We start from the raw sequence: 19,710 nt of genomic DNA on the forward strand, positions 1-19,710 counted from the left end.
CCTGCTTTTTCTTGCAGCTTATGGCTTGCAGCTTGCAGCTGCTTTTCTTGACGTCCCCACGCTGCCCTTGCAGACTCCTGAAAGGAATTTCCTTACCTGTGGAGAATGACATGATCACCAGCAAACTCACCAGCAAGGCCCAGACGACGATTCCCCAGGCCGTGCGGGCGGCCTTGCAGCTCAAGGAAGGGGACGAACTGCTGTATATCGTCGAGGATCAACGCGTCATTCTCAGCAAGGTTCGCCATGAATCCCCGCTGGACGATCCTTTCAAGACATTCAGCGAGTGGCATTCCGCAGCGGACGAGCAAGCCTATGGCCAGCTTTGAACAGGGAGACGTGGTTCGGGTGCCTTTCCCCTACACCAACCGGCCTACCCGCCAGGCCCGACCAGCCCTGGTGGTATCCAAGGACAATGCCGAGGAAGGTTTCAGCCTGCTCTGGGTAGTGATGATTACCAGCGCAGAAAACCGGGGTTGGCCGGATGACGTATTGATCGCTGATCTTGCCGGAACCGGCTTGCCCGTCGCCTCCGTCATCCGCCCGGCCAAGATCGCCACCCTCGAAGTGGCCGATGTCTCGCGGCTCGGGCGGGTGCCGGAAAACGTCCGCAAGGCCGTCATACAGGCCATTGAAAAGCGACTGTCCTAGCTTCCTCTTTCACTTGCAGCTTATGGCTTGCAGCTTGCCGCTGCTCTTTCAGTTCAGCGTCAGCTTGACCCCGAAGCCCACCAGGCAAAGCCCCGCGAGCCTCTCCAGCCCCCACGCGATCCTCGGGTTCGCGCGCATGCGCTCAGCGAGGAAGTAGGTACTCAGTACCACCACCAACCCGTAGAGAAAGGTCAGTACGGCGATGGTCATGGAGAGAAACCCGAAGGTCAGCATGCCCTGGTGCTTCTGCGGGTCGATGAACAGCGGGAAGAAGGCCATGTAGAAAACGATGGCCTTGGGGTTGAACAGGGTGATCAGGCAAGTCTGGCGAAGGTATTGGCGGGGTTTGATCTCCAGCGTAGGCGCCGCCCCGGGTTTGGCCAGCAGCATGCGCAAACCGAGCCAGACCAGGTAAGCGGCACCGAGCCACTGCACCAGGTGGAACGCTGTCGGATACGCCTTGAGCAAGGCGGCAACTCCGGCCACAGCCAGCCACATCAGCACCTGATCGCCAAGAATGATGCCCAGGGTCGAGGCCAGACCACCACGGATACCGCCCTTGCCTGTGGATAAGATCAGCGCCAGGTTACCCGGCCCCGGAATCGCCAGCAGAACGATAAAGGCCACCACGAAGGCGCCGTAATCCGTTACACCGAACATCCATTGACTCCCTGTGTGGCGAGGTGAAGCAAGGTATGACCGTCAGGTAGTTATCCACAGGCACATCCGCTGCTGGCATTTCCTGGGTATCGCTTCGCTCAACCCCAGGCTACGGGCTGAGCCTCTTCTTGCAGCTTATGGCTTGCGGCTTGTAGCTGCTTTTACCGGGCGCTGCCAGCCATCTATGTTGCGCTGGCGGCCACGGGCGACGGCCAGGTTGTCGGCCGGCACGTCGGTGGTGATGGTCGAACCTGCCGCGGTGGTCGCCCCGTCGCCCAGGGTCACCGGGGCGACCAGGGCACTGTTGGAGCCGACGAAGACGTCCTCGCCCATGACCGTGCGGTGCTTGTTGGCACCATCGTAGTTGCAGGTGATGGTGCCGGCGCCGATGTTGCTGCGCGCGCCGATCTCGGCATCGCCCAGGTAGCTCAGGTGACCGGCCTTGGCGCCCTCGCCCAGCACCGCGTTCTTCAGCTCGACGAAGTTGCCGACATGGGCCCTGGCGCCCAGTACGCTGCCGGGCCGCAGGCGGGCGAAGGGGCCGCAATCGGCGCCCTCTCCCAGCTCGGCGCCTTCCAGATGGCTGTTGGCCTTGACGATGGCGCCCTTGCGCAGGGTACTGTCCTTGATCACGCAGTTCGGGCCGATCTGCACATCATCCTCGATGACCACCCGGCCTTCGAGGATCACGTTGATGTCGATGGTGATATCGCGGCCCACGCTGACTTCCCCACGCACATCGAAACGGTAAGGGTCGATCAGGGTGACGCCTTGCGCCATCAGACGATTGGCGAAGCGTTGCTGGTAATGACCCTCAAGCTGCGAAAGCTGGATGCGGTCATTGGCCCCCAGCACTTCCATTTCGTCGGCCGCCTGCTCGGTGGCCACCACCAGACCATCGGCCACCGCCATGGCGATCACATCGGTCAGGTAGTACTCGCCCTGGGCGTTGCTGTTGGACAGACGCCCCAGCCAGTCGGCCAGGCGCTTGCCCGGCACGGCGAGAATGCCGGTATTACCCTCGCGGATCTGCCGCTGGGCTTCGCTGGCGTCCTTGTGCTCGACGATGGCCTGCACCACGCCTGCCTCGTCACGCACGATGCGCCCGTAACCGGTCGGGTCGGCCAGCTCGACGGTGAGCAGACCGAGCTGGTCGTCGTTGACCAGAGCCAGCAGGCGCTCCAGGGTCGCGCTTTCGATCAGCGGCACATCGCCGTAGAGGATCAGCACGGTGTCGGCACTGAGGTGTGGCAGGGCCTGGGCCACGGCATGGCCGGTACCGAGCTGCTCGGCCTGGATGACGAAATTCAGGTCGGCGGCGGCCAGTCGCTCGCGTACCCGATCGGCGCCATGCCCGATCACCACCTGAATGCTCTGCGGCTGCAGGCTGCGAGCGGTGTCGATGACATGGCCGAGCATGGATTTGCCGGCTACCGGGTGCAGCACCTTGGGCAGGGCGGAACGCATGCGGGTGCCTTGGCCGGCGGCGAGGATGACGATATCGAGAGACATAGGCGGGCAGATCCGGAAATGGCGGGAGCGGAAAAAGCAAAAGGGTAGCCAAGGCTACCCTTTTACCAAACAACGATGAAGCCCGGCGCTATCAGCTACCGCCGAACTTCTTGCGCAGTTGCTGCACGGTGCGCAGCTGGGCTGCGGCCTCGGCCAGACGAGCTGCCGCAGAACCGTAGTCGAACTCGGCGCCCTGCTCGTTCAGTGCCTTCTCGGCGGCCTTGACGGCTTCCTGAGCGGAGGCTTCGTCCAGGTCGGCGGCACGTTGCACGGTATCGGCAAGCACCTTGACCATGCTCGGCTGCACTTCGAGGAAGCCGCCGGAGATGTAGAACACCTCGACGTCGCCACCCTGCTTGACCAGACGAATCGGGCCCGGCTTGAGGTCGGTGATCAGCGGTGCGTGGCCCGGGGCGATCCCCAGATCACCCAGGTTGCCATGGGCGATCACCATTTCGACCAGACCGGAGAAGATCTCGCCTTCTGCGCTGACGATGTCGCAATGGACTGTCATAGCCATATCTAGCCTCACGTAAGCGCCCGTTGCCGGGCGCACGGGTGATTACAGTTTCTTCGCTTTCTCGATGGCTTCTTCGATGCCGCCGACCATGTAGAACGCCTGCTCCGGCAGGTGATCGTAGTCACCTTTGAGGATGCCGCTGAAACCGGCGATGGTGTCCTTCAGGGATACGTACTTGCCTGGCGAACCGGTGAAGACTTCGGCGACGAAGAACGGCTGGGACAGGAAGCGCTGGATCTTACGAGCACGGGATACCAGCTGCTTGTCTTCTTCCGACAGTTCGTCCATGCCGAGGATCGCGATGATGTCCTTCAGCTCCTTGTAACGCTGCAGCACGTACTGCACGCCGCGAGCGGTGTCGTAGTGCTCGGCGCCGATCACGTTCGGGTCCAGCTGACGCGAGGTGGAGTCGAGCGGATCGACCGCCGGGTAGATACCCAGGGAAGCGATGTCGCGGGACAGTACCACGGTGGCGTCCAAGTGGGCGAAGGTGGTCGCCGGGCTCGGGTCGGTCAAGTCGTCCGCAGGCACGTAGACGGCCTGGATGGAGGTGATCGAACCGGTCTTGGTGGAGGTGATGCGCTCCTGCAGAACGCCCATTTCCTCGGCCAGGGTCGGCTGGTAACCCACCGCCGAAGGCATACGGCCCAGCAGTGCGGATACTTCGGTACCGGCCAGGGTGTAGCGGTAGATGTTGTCGACGAACAACAGCACGTCACGACCTTCGTCACGGAACTTCTCGGCCATGGTCAGGCCGGTCAGTGCCACGCGCAGACGGTTGCCTGGCGGCTCGTTCATCTGACCGTAGACCAGGGCGACCTTGTCCAGGACGTTGGAATCCTTCATCTCGTGGTAGAAGTCGTTACCCTCGCGAGTACGCTCACCCACACCGGCGAACACGGAATAACCGCTGTGCTCGATGGCGATGTTACGGATCAGTTCCATCATGTTCACGGTCTTGCCGACACCGGCGCCACCGAACAGACCGACCTTACCGCCCTTGGCGAACGGGCAGACCAGGTCGATGACCTTGATGCCGGTTTCCAGCAGCTCGTTGGAGCCCGCCTGCTCGGCGTAGGTCGGCGCGGCACGGTGGATGCCCCAGCGCTCTTCTTCGCCGATCGGGCCGGCTTCGTCGATGGGGTTGCCCAGCACGTCCATGATCCGGCCCAGGGTCTTGACCCCGACCGGTACCTGGATCGCCGCACCGGTGCTGTCGACGCCCAGGCCACGTTTCAGGCCTTCGGTCGAACCCATCGCAATGGTACGTACCACGCCGTCGCCCAGCTGCTGCTGAACTTCCAGGGTGGTTTCGGCGCCGACTACTTTCAGCGCTTCATAAACACTCGGCACCTTGTCACGCGGGAATTCCACGTCGATGACGGCGCCGATGATTTGAACGATACGTCCGCTACTCATCTTTGGTTCCTCTGAATATTTGAACCGTTCTTAAACCGCGGCAGCGCCGCCGACGATTTCCGAAATCTCTTGGGTGATCGCTGCCTGGCGCGCCTTGTTGTAGATCAGCTGAAGATCGCTGATCAGGTCACCGGCGTTATCGGTAGCATTCTTCATCGCGATCATCCGCGCCGCCTGTTCGGCCGCGTTGTTCTCGACCACCGCCTGGTACACCTGCGACTCCACGTAACGCACCATCAGGCCGTCGAGCAGCTGCTTGGCGTCGGGTTCGTACAGGTAATCCCAGTGGTGCTTGAGTTCCTGATCCGGATCGGCCACCAGCGGAATCAACTGCTCCACCGTCGGCTTCTGCGTCATGGTGTTGACGAACTTGTTCGAGACCACGGACAAACGGTCGATGCGCCCTTCCAGGTAGGCATCGAGCATCACCTTGACGCTACCGATCAGATCGTTGATCGACGGTTCTTCGCCCAGGTGGCTGATCGCAGCGACGACGTTGCCACCAAAGCTGCGGAAGAATGCCGCCCCCTTGCTGCCAACCACGCAGAGATCGATCTCCACGCCGCGCTCGCGGTTTGCCGACATGTCCTTGACCAGAGCCTTGAACAGGTTGGTATTCAGGCCACCGCACAGACCACGGTCCGAACTCACCACCACGTAACCGACACGCTTGACTTCGCGCTCGATCATGAAGGGATGACGGTATTCCGGGTTGGCGTTGGCCAGATGACCAATCACCTGGCGGATACGCTCCGCGTAGGGACGGCTAGCTGCCATGCGCTGTTGTGCCTTGCGCATCTTGCTGACCGCCACCTTTTCCATGGCGCTGGTGATCTTCTGCGTGCTTTTGATGCTCGCAATCTTGCTGCGAATCTCTTTTGCGCCTGCCATTTCACACCTATCGGGTTAGCAGGCGGGCGCCGTGGGGCGCCCGCTGCGGCTTACCAGGTTTGGGTGGCTTTGAACTTCTCGATACCGGCTTTGAGCTGGCCATCGATGTCGTCGTTGAAGTCACCCTTCTCGTTGATCTTCGCCAGCAGTGCGGCGTGATCCCGGTTGAAGTAAGCAATCAGGGCCTGCTCGAAGGCGCCGACTTTGGCGACTTCGATGTCCTGCAGGAAACCACGCTCGGCGGCATACAGCGACAGCGCCATGTCCGCGATGGACATCGGCGCGTATTGCTTCTGCTTCATCAGCTCGGTAACGCGCTGACCATGCTCGAGCTGCTTGCGGGTGGCTTCGTCCAGGTCGGAGGCGAACTGGGCGAAGGCCGCCAGTTCACGGTACTGAGCCAGAGCGGTACGGATACCACCGGAAAGCTTCTTGATGATCTTGGTCTGCGCCGCACCACCGACGCGGGACACCGAGATACCGGCGTTGACGGCCGGACGGATACCCGAGTTGAACATGGCCGATTCCAGGAAGATCTGACCGTCGGTGATCGAGATCACGTTGGTCGGAACGAACGCGGAAACGTCGCCCGCCTGGGTTTCGATGATCGGCAGCGCGGTCAGCGAGCCGGTCTTGCCGGTCACGGCACCGTTGGTGAACTTCTCGACGTACTCTTCGGAAACGCGCGAGGCACGCTCCAGCAGACGGCTATGGAGATAGAACACGTCGCCCGGGTAGGCTTCACGGCCTGGCGGACGGCGCAGCAGCAGGGAGATCTGGCGGTAGGCCACGGCCTGCTTGGACAGATCGTCATACACGATCAGCGCGTCTTCGCCGCGGTCGCGGAAGTACTCGCCCATGGTGCAGCCGGCGTAGGGTGCGATGAACTGCAGTGCAGCGGATTCGGACGCGGAAGCGGCCACCACGATGGTGTTGGCCAGGGCGCCGTTCTCTTCCAGCTTGCGTACCACGTTGGCGATGGTCGATTGCTTCTGACCGATGGCCACGTAGACGCAGCGGATACCGCTGTCTTTCTGGTTGATGATGGCGTCGACGGCCAGGGCGGTCTTGCCGATCTGGCGGTCACCGATGATCAGCTCGCGCTGGCCACGGCCTACCGGGATCATGGCATCGACCGACTTGTAACCGGTCTGCACCGGCTGGTCGACCGACTTACGCCAGATCACGCCCGGCGCAACCTTTTCAACAGCGTCGGTGGCGACGTTGTTCAGCGGGCCTTTGCCGTCGATCGGGTTGCCCAGTGCGTCGACCACGCGACCCAGCAGTTCCGGACCGACCGGAACCTCGAGGATGCGACCGGTGCACTTGGCGCTCATGCCTTCGGCCAGGCTGGTGTAGGCACCCAGCACGACGGCACCGACGGAGTCCTGCTCCAGGTTCAGTGCCATACCGAAGACGCTACCCGGGAACTCGATCATTTCGCCGTACATGACGTCGGCGAGACCGTGAATGCGCACGATACCGTCGGACACGCTGACGATGGTGCCTTCGTTACGGGCTTGGGAAGAGACGTCGAGTTTCTCGATACGTCCCTTGATGATTTCACTTATTTCGGAAGGATTGAGTTGCTGCATAGCTCTGCTGCCCCTTCAAACTCAAGATTTCAATGCTTCGGCCAGCTTCGCGATCTTGCCGCGAACTGAGCCATCGATAACCAGGTCGCCGGCGCGGATCACGACACCACCAATCAAGGCGGCGTCCTCCGCAGCGTGCAGGCGCACTTCCCGGCCGAGCCGTGCACTGAGAACCTTGGCGAGTTTGTCTTGCTGTTCATCGCTCAATGCGAAGGCACTGGTGACATCCACATCGATCGACTTCTCCTGTTCGGCCTTGTACAGCTCGAACAGGGCGACGATCTCCGGCAACAGGGCCAGACGATCGTTCTCGGCGACGACGTGGATGAAATTGCGTACCTGGGCGTCGAACTTGTCACCACACACCTCAACGAAGGTGGTGGCCTTGTCTGTACTCGTCAAACGCGGGGCCTTGAATACGCGCTGCATGGTGGCGTCCTGGGACACCACCGCTGCCAGGCCGAGCATGGCTGACCAAGAGGCCAGCTGCTGGTGGGCCTGGGCGTATTCGAAGGCCGCCTTGGCGTAAGGTCGGGCCAACGTGGTCAGTTCTGCCATGATCGCGCCCTCGCTTAAATTTCGGCGGCCAGTTTGGAAACCAGCTCCGCATGCGCGTTTTGGTCGATGGATGCGCCCAGGATCTTCTCGGCACCGCCGACGGCCAGAGCACCCACTTGGGCACGCAGGGCGTCTTTGACGCTGTTGATTTCCTGTTCGATCTCGGCCTGAGCCTGAGCCTTCACGCGATCCGCTTCGACACGAGCCTGGTCACGGGCTTCGTCGACGATCTGGGTCGCGCGTTTCTTGGCTTGCTCGATGATCTCTGCTGCCTGAGTCTTGGCTTCGCGCAGTTGCTGACCCACTTTCTCTTGGGCCAACTCCAGGTCACGAGCCGCACGACTGGCCGCATCCAGACCTTCTGCGATCTTCTTCTGACGTTCCTGCAAAGCCGCAATGACCGGAGGCCACACGAACTTCATGCAGAACAGCACGAAGATGAAGAAGGCAACGGACTGGCCAATCAGGGTTGCATTAATGTTCACGCCAACACCTCGCTCGTTCGTTGTCCATCACACCAATCACTCGAAGATTCGAGTGATCAGCCTGCGATTTGACCAACGAAGGGGTTCGCGAAGGTGAAGAACAGTGCGATACCAACACCGATCATGGTCACGGCGTCGAGCAGACCGGCGACGATGAACATTTTGACTTGCAGCATCGGAACCATTTCCGGCTGACGCGCAGCACCTTCCAGGAACTTGCCGCCCAGCAGGCCGAAGCCGATGGCGGTACCCAGAGCGCCCAGGCCAATCAGCAGAGCAACAGCGATCGCGGTCAGACCAACTACAGTTTCCATCTTTCCTCCCGACTTTTTACGTCGTATTGGTTAAGGTTTTTCTAAGGGTAAAGCGGTAAAGCAAAACCGGTGTTTACAGTGCCCTTGCGGGCGTTCCAGCCGAGGCTGGGTCCATCGACAACGCCCGCTCATCCGTTCCGCGGGGAATCAGGTACTGAAAAGCCCCCTCATCCGCCCTTCGGGCACCTTCTCCCGAGGGAGAAGGGCATCGGATGCGCTAAGCGCCGTTAATGGCTGTCTTCGTGCGCCATCGACAGGTAGACGATGGTCAGCATCATGAAGATGAAAGCCTGCAGCGTGATGATGATCAGGTGGAACACCGCCCACGCCCACTGCAGAACGCCTGCCAGGGCCGCCAGCAGAATGCCGCCGCCGAACATGACCGCGATCAGGATGAAGATCAGCTCGCCAGCATACAGGTTGCCGAACAGACGCAGGGCGAGGGAAACCGGCTTGGCGATCAGGGTGACGAATTCCAGCAGGAAGTTGATCGGGATCAGCAGGATCTTGACGAAGATGTTCTTGGCGCTGAACGGGTGCAGGGTCAGTTCGCCGAGGAAGCCGCCGATGCCCTTGACCTTGATGCTGTAGAAGATGATCAGCGCGAACACCGACAGGGCCATGCCCAGGGTGGCGTTCGGGTCGGTGGTCGGTACGGCGCGGAAGAACAGGTGCTCGTCACCGGCGACCTTGGCTGCGGCGACCGGGATCCAGTCCACCGGCACCAGGTCCATCAGGTTCATCAGGAAGATCCAGACGAAGATGGTCAGGGCCAGGGGCGCGATCAGGGCGTTGCGGCCGTGGAAAGTGTCCTTGACGCTGCCGTCGACGAACTCGACCAGCACTTCGACGAAATTCTGCAGGCCGCCGGGCTGACCCGAGGTGGCGCGCTTGGCCGCGGCACGGAACAGCAGGATGAAGATCAGACCCAGCACCACGGAAATGCCCAGGGTATCCAGGTGGAAGGCCCAGAAGCCCATTTCCTTGGCTTCTTCGGCGGAGTGGGCGAAGCCCCAGCCATTCACCGGATGCTGACCGAAGGTCAGATTCTGCAAGTGATGCTGGATATAACCCGAAGCGGTTTCTGCAGCTGCCATATATCCCTCAAACGCTCTAAGGCTTTAAAAGTCATCTCTTCATCAGCAAGGGTGCGAACCAGTTGACCAGTTGGGTCAGCAGGAAAACGCCGAACACCGCCAGCGCATCCAAAGGCCTCACACCTGCGAACACCAGTGCGAACAGCACTGCCGTCAAAATCAGCTTTCCCGCCTCGCCGGCATAGAACGACCGGACGATGGCCTGGGCCGCCCGCGCCCCGGAGAACCGAAACGCCTTGTGGGCGAAGTACAGATTCGGCAGCCAGGCGATCAGCCCACCGCACAAACCGGAGTAACCGGCGACAGCGCCCCGCCATTGCCAACAGACAGCGGCGAGTACGAGCACCACGAGCAACTGAACCATGAGAACCGGGAACACCGGGAGGCGATGGAACGGCAGGCGTTTTGGCGTGCGGGTATCCATCGTTTTTCCTGGAAACAGCCCCCTGGCGTCGGCGCCAAGATAATCAATAACTTGGCATAGTTTGTGCCGACGAAATGCGCGCAGAGTATAGGGGCGCTTCCCACCCCGTTCAACTGCCGGGTAGTCATTTCCGACTAGTGCTACAGGGGCAATTGTTTCAGCGAATGTGGGCCAGAACGCCCTGGAGTTCGTCGAGGGAATTGTAGCGAATGACCAGTTGTCCCTTGCCCTTCTGGCCGTGCTTGATCTGTACCGGAGAGCCCAGCCGCTCAGCCAGGCGCTGTTCCAGCCGACTGATGTCCGGATCCGACTTGACGGGGGTTGCAGGCCTTTCCTTGCTGTTCAGCCACTGGCGCACCAGGGCTTCGGTCTGGCGCACGGTGAGGCCGCGTGCGACAACGTGTCGCGCCCCTTCGACCTGTTGCTCGGGCTGCAGGCCGAGCAAGGCACGGGCATGGCCCATTTCCAGATCGCCATGGGACAACAGCGTCTTGATCTCCTCGGGCAGGGCGATCAGGCGCAGCAGGTTGGTGATGGTCACGCGCGATTTGCCGACCGCCTCGGCGACCTGCTGCTGGGTCAGCTGGAACTCCTGCTGCAAGCGCTGCAGGGCCATGGCTTCCTCGATCGGATTGAGGTCTTCGCGCTGGATGTTCTCGATCAGCGCCATGGCGATGGCCGCCTCGTCGGGCAACTCGCGCACCATGGCCGGAATACGCTCCAGGCCGGCCTGCTGGCTGGCGCGCCAGCGACGTTCCCCGGCGACGATCTCGAAACGACCGTCGGCGATCGGGCGCACCACGATCGGCTGCATCACGCCGTGGGTCTTGATCGACTGGGCCAGCTCTTCGAGGGCGGTGACGTCCATGTCGCGGCGCGGCTGGTACTTGCCGCGCTGCACCAGGTCCAGCGGCAGGTGTTGAAGCTCGCGGGTATCGGCCTTGGCGGCCTCTTCCTGCAGGGCGTCGACACTGGTGCCCCCCAGCAGGGCATCCAGGCCTCGTCCCAGCCCACGTTTCTTGGCGGCCATGCACAGATTCCTTATACGGTTGCGGTGTGGGCGTTCGCGCGCTGGCGGCGAACCAGCTCGCCAGCCAGCGCCAGGTAGGCGATCGCACCACGGGATTGCTTGTCGTAGACCAGCGCCGGCATGCCGAAACTCGGTGCTTCGGCCAGACGCACGTTGCGCGGGATCACGGTTTGATAGAGCGTCTCGGGGAAATGTTCCTTGAGCTGCGCCGAGACGTCGTTGGTCAGGCTGATGCGCGGGTCGTACATGGTGCGCAGCAGGCCTTCGATCTTCAGCGCCGGATTGAGCAGCTTGGCGATGCGCTGGATGCTGTTGACCAGGTCGGTCAGCCCTTCGAGGGCGTAGTACTCGCACTGCATGGGGATGATCACCCCGTCGGCGGCGACCAGGGCGTTGACCGTCAGCATCGATAGCGCCGGCGGACAGTCGATGAGGATGTAGTCGTAATTCTCGCGGATCGGCGCCAGGGCGTAACGCAGGCGACTCTCCTTCATCTTCATTTCCAGCAGGGCGACTTCCGCGGCGGTGAGGTCGCGGTTGGCCGGCAGCAGCTGGTAACCGCCATGTTCGGAAAACTGCATGGCCTCGACCAGGTTGCATTCGCCGATCAGCACGTCGTAGACCGAATGCTCCAGGGCCTGCTTGTCCACACCGCTGCCGGTGGTGGCGTTGCCCTGGGGGTCGAGATCGATGAGCAGCACACGGCGTTTGGTCGCAACCAGGGAGGCGGCCAGATTGATGCAGGTCGTGGTCTTGCCCACCCCGCCTTTCTGGTTGGCGATTGCGAATACTTTAGCCATGTTGCCGTTCCCCCTAGACCGAGCGACGCAGTATCAACAGATGGCGCTGACCTTGGCAACCGGGAACCTTGAGCACGTGGGTGGCAGCGAGACGGAAGTCCGCCGGCAGGGCCTGCAATTCGTCGTCCGGGTGCACGCCCTTCATCGCCAGCCACTGGGTCTGCGCGTCGCCGAGGTGGCGGGTCCAGTTGGCGAAATCCTCCAGGGAACTGAACGCCCGCGAGCAGATGCCGCTGAACGGCTGCGCCGGGGTGAAAGCCTCGACCCGGCTGTGGATAACCTCCAGGTTGGGCAGTTTCAGCTCGAGTTTCACCTGGGTCAGGAAGCGGGTCTTCTTGCCATTGGAATCGAGCAGGGTGAAGCGCCGCTCCGGAAAGAGGATGGCCAGGGGAATACCCGGCATGCCGCCGCCACTGCCGACGTCCAGCCAGTTATCCCCAGCCTCGGCAACGAACGGCACGACACTGAGGCTGTCGAGCAGATGCCGCGACACCATCTCGTCGGGGTCGCGCACCGCGGTCAGGTTGTAGGCCTTGTTCCACTTGATCAGCAGCGCCAGGTAGGCGAGCAGTTGGGCCTGCTGCTGCTCGGAGAGCGCGACCCCCAGTTCACCGGCGCCCTGGCGCAGTTCTTCGGCATGGCGGGAAATGACCGCTGACATCAGGCGCTCTGCTCCAACTGGCGACCGGCGCCACGCTTCTTCAGGTGGATCAGCAGCAGCGAGATCGCCGCCGGGGTCACACCGGGGATACGCGAGGCCTGGCCCAGGGTCTGCGGCCTGGCGTTGCCGAGCTTGTGCTGGATTTCCTTGGACAGCCCGGAAATACCCGCGTAATCGATGTCTTCCGGCAGGACGGTGTCCTCGCTCGCGCGCAGACGGGCGATTTCGTCCTGCTGACGCTCGATGTAACCGGCGTACTTGGTCCTGATCTCGACCTGCTCGGCGACCTGCGGGTCTTCGGCGCCGCTACCGGTCACCTCGACCAGGCCGGCATAGTCGATTTCCGGCCGCGAGAGCAGGTTGAGCAGGTTGTACTCGTGGGTCAGCGGCGTGCCGAAGCGCGCGACGATGGCATCGCCCTGGGGCGTGTTCGGCCGCACCCAGGTGCCTTTCAGACGCTGCTCTTCCTGGACGATGCCTTCGCGCTTGGCCTCGAACGCGGCCCAGCGGGCATCGTCGACCAGGCCCAGCTCGCGGCCTTTCTCGGTCAGCCGCAGGTCGGCGTTGTCCTCGCGCAGGATCAGTCGGTATTCGGCCCGCGAGGTGAACATGCGGTACGGCTCCTGGGTACCCAGGGTGATCAGGTCGTCGACCAGCACGCCGATGTAGGCTTCGTCGCGACGCGGGCACCAGGCGCTCCTGCCCTGGGCGCGCAGGGCGGCGTTGGCGCCGGCCAGCAGGCCCTGGGCGCCGGCTTCTTCGTAGCCGGTGGTGCCGTTGATCTGACCGGCGAAGAACAGCCCGCCTATGACCTTGGTCTCCAGGCTGTACTTCAGGTCGCGCGGATCGAAGTAGTCGTACTCGATGGCGTAGCCCGGGCGCACGATATGGGCGTTCTCCATGCCGCGGATGCTCTGCACGATCTGCAACTGCACGTCGAACGGCAGGGAGGTGGAGATTCCGTTGGGGTACAGCTCGTAGGTGGTCAGGCCTTCCGGCTCGATGAACACCTGATGGCTGTCCTTGTCGGCGAAGCGGTGGATCTTGTCTTCGATCGACGGGCAGTAACGCGGCCCCACGCCCTCGATGACCCCGGAATACATCGGCGAACGGTCGAGGTTGGCGGCGATGATCTCGTGGGTGCGGGCGTTGGTATGGGTGATCCAGCAGCTCACCTGGCGCGGGTGCTGTTGCGGGTTGCCAAGGAAGGACATCACCGGGATCGGCGTATCGCCCGGCTGTTCGGTCATCTGGGTGAAGTCCACGGAACGGCCATCGATGCGTGGCGGCGTGCCGGTCTTCAGGCGGCCGACACGCAGCGGCAGTTCACGCAGGCGCTTGGCCAGGGCGATGGACGGAGGATCTCCCGCCCGACCACCGGCATAGTTCTGCAGGCCGATGTGAATAAGTCCGCCGAGGAAGGTGCCGGTGGTCAGCACCACCGAGTCGGCGAAGAAACGCAGGCCCATCTGGGTGACCACGCCTCTGACTTCATCCTGCTCGACGATGAGGTCGTCGGCAGCCTGCTGGAATATCCACAGGTTGGGCTGGTTTTCCAGAATCTCGCGCACCGCGGCCTTGTACAGGATGCGGTCGGCCTGGGCACGGGTAGCGCGTACCGCCGGGCCTTTGCGGCTGTTGAGCACGCGGAACTGGATGCCCCCCTTGTCGGTGGCGATGGCCATGGCGCCACCCAGGGCGTCGATTTCCTTGACCAGATGGCTCTTGCCGATCCCGCCGATGGCCGGGTTGCAGCTCATCTGCCCGAGGGTTTCCACGTTATGGGTCAGCAGCAGGGTCTTTACGCCCATGCGTGCCGCTGCAAGCGCAGCCTCGGTACCGGCATGGCCGCCGCCGATCACGATCACTTGAAAACGGGAAGGGAAATCCACCACGCACCTCGTGCCTGTTGAGAAAGGTTGAACCGGAAAAGGGCGGCAAGTATAGGGACTTAGCCGGGTTGAAAGAAGCCTTTTGCACAAAAAATAGCCAATCGGTCGTTGGTCATTGAGCTTCTTCTTAACAACGCAGTTCACCTTGCTCGCTCCCAGACTTGGGAGGTGAGACGGGCTGAAGGTTAATAAAAGAGAAAAGAATGATTTTTTAAAAGGTTTGTTTTTATGTCTATAAATGATCTTCGAGGTTTCTGTGGATAGATCGCTACAGGTCAATAACCATAGGATCTACAGCGATGTATGAAAAGGCGATTATCCTGGGCGGTGGGTGTTAGGTACCCGTGATCAGCCTGTGTATAAAGTAGGTTGTTATGCACAGGGGGGGTTATCCCAAGCTTTGCTACCCATTTATGAACGTTGTTCACGGCTAGTTTTCCACAGGGTTCCGAGGAGCAGATTCCCTGCTTTCCTTCTCGGATACCAGTGCATGAATCAACGCGTCGGAGTTGATGTCGTAGCGGAACAACCTGGGTTTATCGCCGATCTTTTCGATGTAAAAGGATTCCGTAGCGGCACCTGAGCTGAATCGGGTATTGAATACCAGCAGTGTCAGCATGCGGCCATCATTGGCTTTCGTGGGAGCACGGTTGGCCAGCTCACTGTGCTCGACGGATCCCATGGTTTTGTCGATTAATTGCAGAATCCGGATGAACTCTGCCTCCGAAGCCCCTTCTCTCAAGCCGGGTGCTGCTTCGTTGTAGATAGATGAGAACTCGCCGCGCTGGGTTTGGCTGTGGAAATCTTCCACCAGTTTGAGCGATGCAGCCTGATAATCACCATCTTCAAAGGAGCAGGCGGCGAGCATCAGGCAGCTCAGTAGGGAAAAAGCTTGAAAAACAGATTTCATGGTTAATCCCTCACACAATATTGATATTGCTGGCAGGTCATCACGCCCCCAGCCCCACCGCCACCTAGGCCAATGCTTCCAGTGAGCGATACTTCGCTTGGTTTATTGATGTTACTCAGCACACTGCCGCCAAATTTCCCAAGAAATCCCCCGGTACCGAATCCGCCGACCGAATAGGTTTGCCCAGTGGTAGGCGCAGCATTCGAGGCGGTGCCATTGATACCGATACCTCCGGCAGCACCAGGGCCAAGGGTTTGGCAGGTCATGATGTAAAAGCACAGGTTGGGCAGGTTATCGCTGCCTTTCTTACCTACTGCTCCACCTATGGATACTGAACCGCCTCCGATGCCATGACCGCTAAGGCTCCCATCCAGGGACAGCGTGCCCTGGATGGGGTTGGGTTGCGGCTTCATCGCTTCCTGAATCTGCTCCGGCGTGGCACCGTTCTTCAGCATGTGCATGCCCAGAGAGGCACGCTGTTGCAGGCCTGGATCGTTGACCAGGAAATCCCACAGCCCCAAGGGATCGATACCCTGGGTCGGCATTTCGCTGTAGCGGTAAGCATGCAGCCCGGCTACCAGACCAATGGGATCGCGCGTCAGGTAACGGCCAGCGGTAGGGTCGTAATAACGGTACCGGTTGTAATGCAACCCGCTTTCTTCGTCCAGGTACTGGCCCTGGAAGCGAATCGGTTGCGGATACTCTCCCTGTTCTTCTTGCAGAGCCGCCCAGTCATCGTTCTGTGCCTGCCAGAGCAGATCGCCATGGCTATCGGACAGACGCAAAGGGGTACCTAGGTGGTCGTTATGGAAGCAAGCCTGACGAATATCCCGTGCTTGCGGACGACTGGCTTCGGGGAATGACTCCCCCTGTTCAGCGAACATTCGCCGCATGGCCAGAAGCTCGGGACTGTCGGCATCCTGCCGGTGTTCGATGCGTACCAGTGGAATGAAGCTGTTCGGCAGGTGAACGGTGGTACGTCGGCTGCTGCCGTCATCTTCGGCACAGAGTGCGTCACCGTCCCAGCCGTAGCGAGTGGTCTGCAACTGGCCATCACGCAGCACCTGCTTGAGGATTCGCCGCGACAGGCCATCGTAGCCATAGCGTGCTTGCAGTGTGCCACCCTGCTCATCAGTCAAATCCAGCCTCACCAGACGTTGTGCGCCATCGTAGGCGAACTGTAGATGACGGCCGTCGGCGCGCCGGCATTCGAGCAGATTGCCAACGCTATCGTAACGGAATTGATTCCCGTCCAGGCTGACAAGCCGGTTGTCCTGAATGAGCGTCTCGGGGTGTTGCGGGTCGAGGCGGTTGCCAGCGGGATCGAAGGCATAGCGCACCGCGGGCTGCTCGCCGCGGCGGCTGGCGAGCAGCCGTCCGCGGGGGTCGTAGGCATAGCGAATGTCATCACCCTGATTATCTGCCACTCCGACCAGATGCCCGTGGATGTCGTAGGCGTAGCGACGTACCCAATTCGAATGCCCGGCTACCATCAGAGTGCTGCCTTGCAGGCGATCGAGCGTGTCGTATTCACTGGACTGGCTGAACAGCGGGGTGCCATCACGCAGCCGGGCATCTCGATGGATTTCGCGATGCTGCGCATCCCGTTCGAATGCCAACTCGAGATTTCCCGCCAACATGCCGTGCAGATACCCCGACCCATACAGCAACCAGGTCACAGGAGGTGCATCGCCATAGCGGCTGCGTTCCCGGTTCCCCAGCGGGTCGAGGCTGTGGTCAATGGCATAGAACCAGGTTTCTCCTTGCCACTGGCTTTCCTGGATCAAGCGACCTGCCGCATCGTAATGGAAGCGGATCTCGCTTTGCGGTGTGCTCACTGATTGCAGTAAACCTGCCGCTGACCAGCGAAAGTGTTCGCTGATCGCCGGAGCGGCCTCGGTCGCGGGCAGATGTCGACTAATCAGGCGATCATTACCATCGTATTCATAGCGAATAATGGAGCCGTCACTCTCCTGTCGCTCGAGCAGATTGCCTACAGCGTCATAACCATACCGGCGCACACCGCCATCGAAGCCACATTCACTGATCAGCCGATCCATGACGTCATAGCTCATCCGCGAGCGGGCGCCGTTCTCGTTGCTGATTTCGACCAAACGCCCGGCGGCATCGTACTGGTAGTGCTGATGTGCACCGGCAGGGTCGACAACCTCGCACAGTCGTCCAAAACGATCCCAGGAAAGCTTTACGTTGCGTTGTTGCGCTCCTTCGATGGAAACCACGCGACCCTGCCGGTCATGGCGATAGCGGATCACGGTCTGTGCGTCCAGCTGGATCGCTGTCAGGCGTCCGAGACGATCGTAGGTGAAACTTTTCCTCTGCATCGATGGATCCTGACGCCAGATCAGGCGACCTTCCTGGTCATGGCCGAACGTCGTGGTATTACCAGAGCAGTCGGTCTGCGCTTGCAGCAGGCCAAAGCGATTCCAGGTGAAGGTTTTGCTCCCACCTTTGGCATCGACAATGCGGGTTACCCGGTTTGGCAGACGCGTATCGCCGTACTCAAAGCGTGTTTCGGTACCCATGGGATCGATCAGGCACAGCAGATTACCGCGCTGGTCTCGTTGCAGTTGCCAGAACCGCTCATCGGCATCACGCAGTCCGGTAACCGCGCCGGTTTCCTCATCGAGAAAGTAACGGGTGGATGCCTTGCCAGGTTCCACCAATTCCGACCTGCGGCCCTGGCCGTCGAAGCGCGCGTGGCCCGGCCGACCCAGTGGATCCTTGAAGGCAGTCAGCCGGCCGAACGCATCGTAAGTGAACTCCACTCGGCTGCCGTCAGCCCTGATGTGGGAGACCCAGCGTCGTTCGCCACCTTCACCCTCGAACACGAAGCATTGCCTGCGACCCAGGCTGTCGACGACTTCGGTGCGATCCGCAAGGTAGTGGTAGTCACGCGTCAGCCCGTCGCGTTCGGTCTGGCGGAGTACTTTGCCTGCAGGAGTATGTTGATCCCACTCATAGCGAACCTCCAGGCCCTCCGGCTGTGCATGACCGACCATCATGTGCTCGCGCCAATCGAAGCGGCGGGTGGTTTCGCCAATCCGGTTGCGTACCTCGATCAGGTCACCCTCATCGTTGAACCCGTAGGTTACCAGCCAGTCCAGACCCTGCTGGGCAGGATCCAGCCCGGTAGGAACTGCGCCATCCAGGTTGGCCAGGATGACGCCAAGCAGGCGAATGCCACTGTCACCTGGCCGGCCGTGAAAAACCTGTTGATAAACCAATGCATAACTACGCCCTGCACTGTCCTGTACGCTTTTCAGATGGCCATCGGCGCTCCAGCTGAACTCGGTGCGGTAGCCGTTGCTGTCGAAGCAGGCGTGTAGTCGCCAGTGGGCACCGTCTCTCTGCAGGAAATGGTAAAAGGTACTGTCACGCAAGACGATGATCGAACCGGCGTGCTGCTGGATCGACTCGGGGATCGCCATCCAGCGTGGTGGCCAGGGGCTGAACGAGGTCTTTTCGTCCGTCATCCCTCCGCGACGTATCCATAGCCTCTCGCTACCGGAATAGGCCTCGGCTCCTGGAGGCAGCGCGGGGAATCGAATACGTCTGCCCTGAGAATCGATCAGCACCAGTGCATCGTCAGATACCTCTAGGCCTAGGCCCTCGCCAGGCAAGGCCCAGCCTTGGCCAAGACTGCCGACAGCTGGGTTGCTGGATACATAGGTGCGTACAAAGGCGAAAGGTGCCGGAGCCGGTAACGCGAAATCAACCTCACCAGGTAGCAGCTTTACGCCGAGCATGGGATTGACCGGCTGGCCTGCCGCAGGGCTACAGGCTGAGGGTCGATCGGCCTTGCCGACTGCGGCACTGCCGACAAATACATTGGGCGAGCCCGTGGTGATCACGGAGCCGGCCACCTTGTGACCGATATGGGAAACCGGAAGGCCACTCATGGTGTAATCCTTTACTGCATCTGAATGGACGGGAGCCAGGCGTGGCTACCGCTCGTTCCGACAGCCATGCGATCCCTACGTTCCCTGCAAAAAAGACAAAGTTTCGGCACTTCCCTTGTCGGCCGCAATCCTGTTGCTTCGGTAATGTCGGCAGCTTCACATTGCCGACGTCACTTGCCGATGCAGAAGCGGCGATTTCTATGTATCCAATTGATTTTTAATTGAATTTTTATGTTTCTCAATGCGCTTGGACCTATTCTTGGACCCAAAAGCCAAGCGTGTCCCTTGGTAGCGGCGGATGGCCCATCTTGGACACTCCCCGCGCACTCGTTGCCGGTGCTGCGCGCCAGCAAGCGGTCTGATCAAGGACG

Annotated in this window: 19 protein-coding genes; 2 read left to right on the forward strand and 17 right to left on the reverse strand. The window is 61.0% G+C overall.

Annotated features, from left to right (window positions below; translation table 11 throughout):
• The first annotated feature begins 110 nt into the window (after window positions 1-110).
• Together DNK34_RS13570 and DNK34_RS13575 are read left to right on the forward strand one after the other, a co-directional pair.
• Complete coding sequence (locus DNK34_RS13570) at window positions 111-329, forward strand: AbrB/MazE/SpoVT family DNA-binding domain-containing protein (RefSeq protein WP_131176129.1); 219 nt, start codon at window positions 111-113, stop codon at window positions 327-329.
• On the forward strand, window positions 316-651 hold the full coding sequence (locus DNK34_RS13575) for a type II toxin-antitoxin system PemK/MazF family toxin (protein WP_131176130.1): 336 nt from the start codon (window positions 316-318) through the stop codon (window positions 649-651). The genes DNK34_RS13570 and DNK34_RS13575 overlap by 14 nt, the downstream gene beginning before the upstream one ends.
• 48 nt (window positions 652-699) lie before the next feature.
• Here DNK34_RS13575 and DNK34_RS13580 read toward each other — a convergent pair whose 3' ends face one another.
• The 17 genes from DNK34_RS13580 to DNK34_RS13660 all read right to left on the reverse strand — a co-directional run bounded on the left by DNK34_RS13580 (window position 700) and on the right by DNK34_RS13660 (window position 19,339).
• On the reverse strand, window positions 700-1,311 hold the full coding sequence (locus tag DNK34_RS13580; protein ID WP_131176131.1) for a LysE family transporter: 612 nt from the start codon (window positions 1,309-1,311) through the stop codon (window positions 700-702).
• 135 nt (window positions 1,312-1,446) lie between these two features.
• Window positions 1,447-2,823, reverse strand: a complete 1,377-nt coding sequence (gene glmU / locus DNK34_RS13585) for a bifunctional UDP-N-acetylglucosamine diphosphorylase/glucosamine-1-phosphate N-acetyltransferase GlmU (protein ID WP_131176132.1) — start codon at window positions 2,821-2,823, stop codon at window positions 1,447-1,449.
• A gap of 91 nt (window positions 2,824-2,914) precedes the next feature.
• Window positions 2,915-3,343: a F0F1 ATP synthase subunit epsilon gene (locus DNK34_RS13590; RefSeq protein WP_131176133.1), complete on the reverse strand. Its 429-nt coding sequence runs from the start codon at window positions 3,341-3,343 to the stop codon at window positions 2,915-2,917.
• A gap of 42 nt (window positions 3,344-3,385) precedes the next feature.
• Complete coding sequence (atpD, locus tag DNK34_RS13595) at window positions 3,386-4,762, reverse strand: F0F1 ATP synthase subunit beta (RefSeq protein ID WP_131176134.1); 1,377 nt, start codon at window positions 4,760-4,762, stop codon at window positions 3,386-3,388.
• Window positions 4,763-4,792: 30 nt separating this feature from the next.
• Window positions 4,793-5,653 (reverse strand): F0F1 ATP synthase subunit gamma, encoded by an 861-nt coding sequence (atpG, locus tag DNK34_RS13600; RefSeq protein ID WP_131176135.1) that lies wholly within the window; start codon window positions 5,651-5,653, stop codon window positions 4,793-4,795.
• A gap of 50 nt (window positions 5,654-5,703) precedes the next feature.
• Window positions 5,704-7,248 carry a F0F1 ATP synthase subunit alpha gene (atpA, locus tag DNK34_RS13605; protein ID WP_131176136.1) on the reverse strand — a complete coding sequence of 515 codons (1,545 nt, stop codon included), beginning with the start codon at window positions 7,246-7,248 and terminating at the stop codon, window positions 5,704-5,706.
• A 21-nt stretch (window positions 7,249-7,269) separates the two neighbouring features.
• Window positions 7,270-7,806, reverse strand: a complete 537-nt coding sequence (locus DNK34_RS13610; RefSeq protein WP_131176137.1) for a F0F1 ATP synthase subunit delta — start codon at window positions 7,804-7,806, stop codon at window positions 7,270-7,272.
• 14 nt (window positions 7,807-7,820) lie between these two features.
• Complete coding sequence (locus tag DNK34_RS13615) at window positions 7,821-8,291, reverse strand: F0F1 ATP synthase subunit B (protein WP_131176138.1); 471 nt, start codon at window positions 8,289-8,291, stop codon at window positions 7,821-7,823.
• A gap of 56 nt (window positions 8,292-8,347) precedes the next feature.
• Window positions 8,348-8,605 carry a F0F1 ATP synthase subunit C gene (gene atpE, locus DNK34_RS13620; RefSeq protein ID WP_003097235.1) on the reverse strand — a complete coding sequence of 86 codons (258 nt, stop codon included), beginning with the start codon at window positions 8,603-8,605 and terminating at the stop codon, window positions 8,348-8,350.
• 227 nt (window positions 8,606-8,832) lie between these two features.
• Window positions 8,833-9,702 carry a F0F1 ATP synthase subunit A gene (gene atpB / locus DNK34_RS13625; RefSeq protein ID WP_131176139.1) on the reverse strand — a complete coding sequence of 290 codons (870 nt, stop codon included), beginning with the start codon at window positions 9,700-9,702 and terminating at the stop codon, window positions 8,833-8,835.
• A 31-nt stretch (window positions 9,703-9,733) separates the two neighbouring features.
• Window positions 9,734-10,126, reverse strand: coding sequence for a F0F1 ATP synthase subunit I (locus DNK34_RS13630; protein ID WP_131176140.1), 393 nt, complete (start codon window positions 10,124-10,126; stop codon window positions 9,734-9,736).
• A gap of 157 nt (window positions 10,127-10,283) precedes the next feature.
• Window positions 10,284-11,156: a ParB/RepB/Spo0J family partition protein gene (locus DNK34_RS13635; RefSeq protein ID WP_131176141.1), complete on the reverse strand. Its 873-nt coding sequence runs from the start codon at window positions 11,154-11,156 to the stop codon at window positions 10,284-10,286.
• An 11-nt stretch (window positions 11,157-11,167) separates the two neighbouring features.
• The gene (locus DNK34_RS13640; protein WP_131176142.1) at window positions 11,168-11,956 is read right to left on the reverse strand and encodes a ParA family protein; all 789 of its coding nucleotides are present in this window, start codon (window positions 11,954-11,956) and stop codon (window positions 11,168-11,170) included.
• A 13-nt stretch (window positions 11,957-11,969) separates the two neighbouring features.
• Window positions 11,970-12,617 carry a 16S rRNA (guanine(527)-N(7))-methyltransferase RsmG gene (gene rsmG, locus DNK34_RS13645; protein ID WP_131176143.1) on the reverse strand — a complete coding sequence of 216 codons (648 nt, stop codon included), beginning with the start codon at window positions 12,615-12,617 and terminating at the stop codon, window positions 11,970-11,972.
• Window positions 12,617-14,509 (reverse strand): tRNA uridine-5-carboxymethylaminomethyl(34) synthesis enzyme MnmG, encoded by a 1,893-nt coding sequence (gene mnmG / locus DNK34_RS13650; protein WP_131176144.1) that lies wholly within the window; start codon window positions 14,507-14,509, stop codon window positions 12,617-12,619. The genes rsmG and mnmG overlap by 1 nt, the downstream gene beginning before the upstream one ends.
• 430 nt (window positions 14,510-14,939) lie before the next feature.
• Window positions 14,940-15,419, reverse strand: coding sequence for a hypothetical protein (locus DNK34_RS13655; RefSeq protein WP_131176145.1), 480 nt, complete (start codon window positions 15,417-15,419; stop codon window positions 14,940-14,942).
• 2 nt (window positions 15,420-15,421) lie between these two features.
• Window positions 15,422-19,339: an RHS repeat-associated core domain-containing protein gene (locus DNK34_RS13660; protein WP_131176146.1), complete on the reverse strand. Its 3,918-nt coding sequence runs from the start codon at window positions 19,337-19,339 to the stop codon at window positions 15,422-15,424.
• Between the last annotated feature and the right edge of the window lie 371 nt (window positions 19,340-19,710).

Source organism: Phytopseudomonas dryadis (genome assembly GCF_004327355.1).
Classification (GTDB): Bacteria; Pseudomonadota; Gammaproteobacteria; order Pseudomonadales; family Pseudomonadaceae; genus Aquipseudomonas; species Aquipseudomonas dryadis.

Bases quoted from the DNA above. Each gene is read 5' to 3' on its own strand.
- DNK34_RS13570 (WP_131176129.1), top strand. From the start codon at position 111: ATGATCACCAGCAAACTCACCAGCAAGGCCCAGACGACGATTCCCCAG.
- DNK34_RS13575 (WP_131176130.1), top strand. From the start codon at position 316: ATGGCCAGCTTTGAACAGGGAGACGTGGTTCGGGTGCCTTTCCCCTAC.
- DNK34_RS13580 (WP_131176131.1), bottom strand. From the start codon at position 1,311: ATGTTCGGTGTAACGGATTACGGCGCCTTCGTGGTGGCCTTTATCGTT.
- glmU (WP_131176132.1), bottom strand. From the start codon at position 2,823: ATGTCTCTCGATATCGTCATCCTCGCCGCCGGCCAAGGCACCCGCATG.
- DNK34_RS13590 (WP_131176133.1), bottom strand. From the start codon at position 3,343: ATGGCTATGACAGTCCATTGCGACATCGTCAGCGCAGAAGGCGAGATC.
- atpD (WP_131176134.1), bottom strand. From the start codon at position 4,762: ATGAGTAGCGGACGTATCGTTCAAATCATCGGCGCCGTCATCGACGTG.
- atpG (WP_131176135.1), bottom strand. From the start codon at position 5,653: ATGGCAGGCGCAAAAGAGATTCGCAGCAAGATTGCGAGCATCAAAAGC.
- atpA (WP_131176136.1), bottom strand. From the start codon at position 7,248: ATGCAGCAACTCAATCCTTCCGAAATAAGTGAAATCATCAAGGGACGT.
- DNK34_RS13610 (WP_131176137.1), bottom strand. From the start codon at position 7,806: ATGGCAGAACTGACCACGTTGGCCCGACCTTACGCCAAGGCGGCCTTC.
- atpE (WP_003097235.1), bottom strand. From the start codon at position 8,605: ATGGAAACTGTAGTTGGTCTGACCGCGATCGCTGTTGCTCTGCTGATT.
- atpB (WP_131176139.1), bottom strand. From the start codon at position 9,702: ATGGCAGCTGCAGAAACCGCTTCGGGTTATATCCAGCATCACTTGCAG.
- DNK34_RS13630 (WP_131176140.1), bottom strand. From the start codon at position 10,126: ATGGATACCCGCACGCCAAAACGCCTGCCGTTCCATCGCCTCCCGGTG.
- DNK34_RS13635 (WP_131176141.1), bottom strand. From the start codon at position 11,156: ATGGCCGCCAAGAAACGTGGGCTGGGACGAGGCCTGGATGCCCTGCTG.
- DNK34_RS13640 (WP_131176142.1), bottom strand. From the start codon at position 11,956: ATGGCTAAAGTATTCGCAATCGCCAACCAGAAAGGCGGGGTGGGCAAG.
- rsmG (WP_131176143.1), bottom strand. From the start codon at position 12,617: ATGTCAGCGGTCATTTCCCGCCATGCCGAAGAACTGCGCCAGGGCGCC.
- DNK34_RS13655 (WP_131176145.1), bottom strand. From the start codon at position 15,419: ATGAAATCTGTTTTTCAAGCTTTTTCCCTACTGAGCTGCCTGATGCTC.
- DNK34_RS13660 (WP_131176146.1), bottom strand. From the start codon at position 19,339: ATGAGTGGCCTTCCGGTTTCCCATATCGGTCACAAGGTGGCCGGCTCC.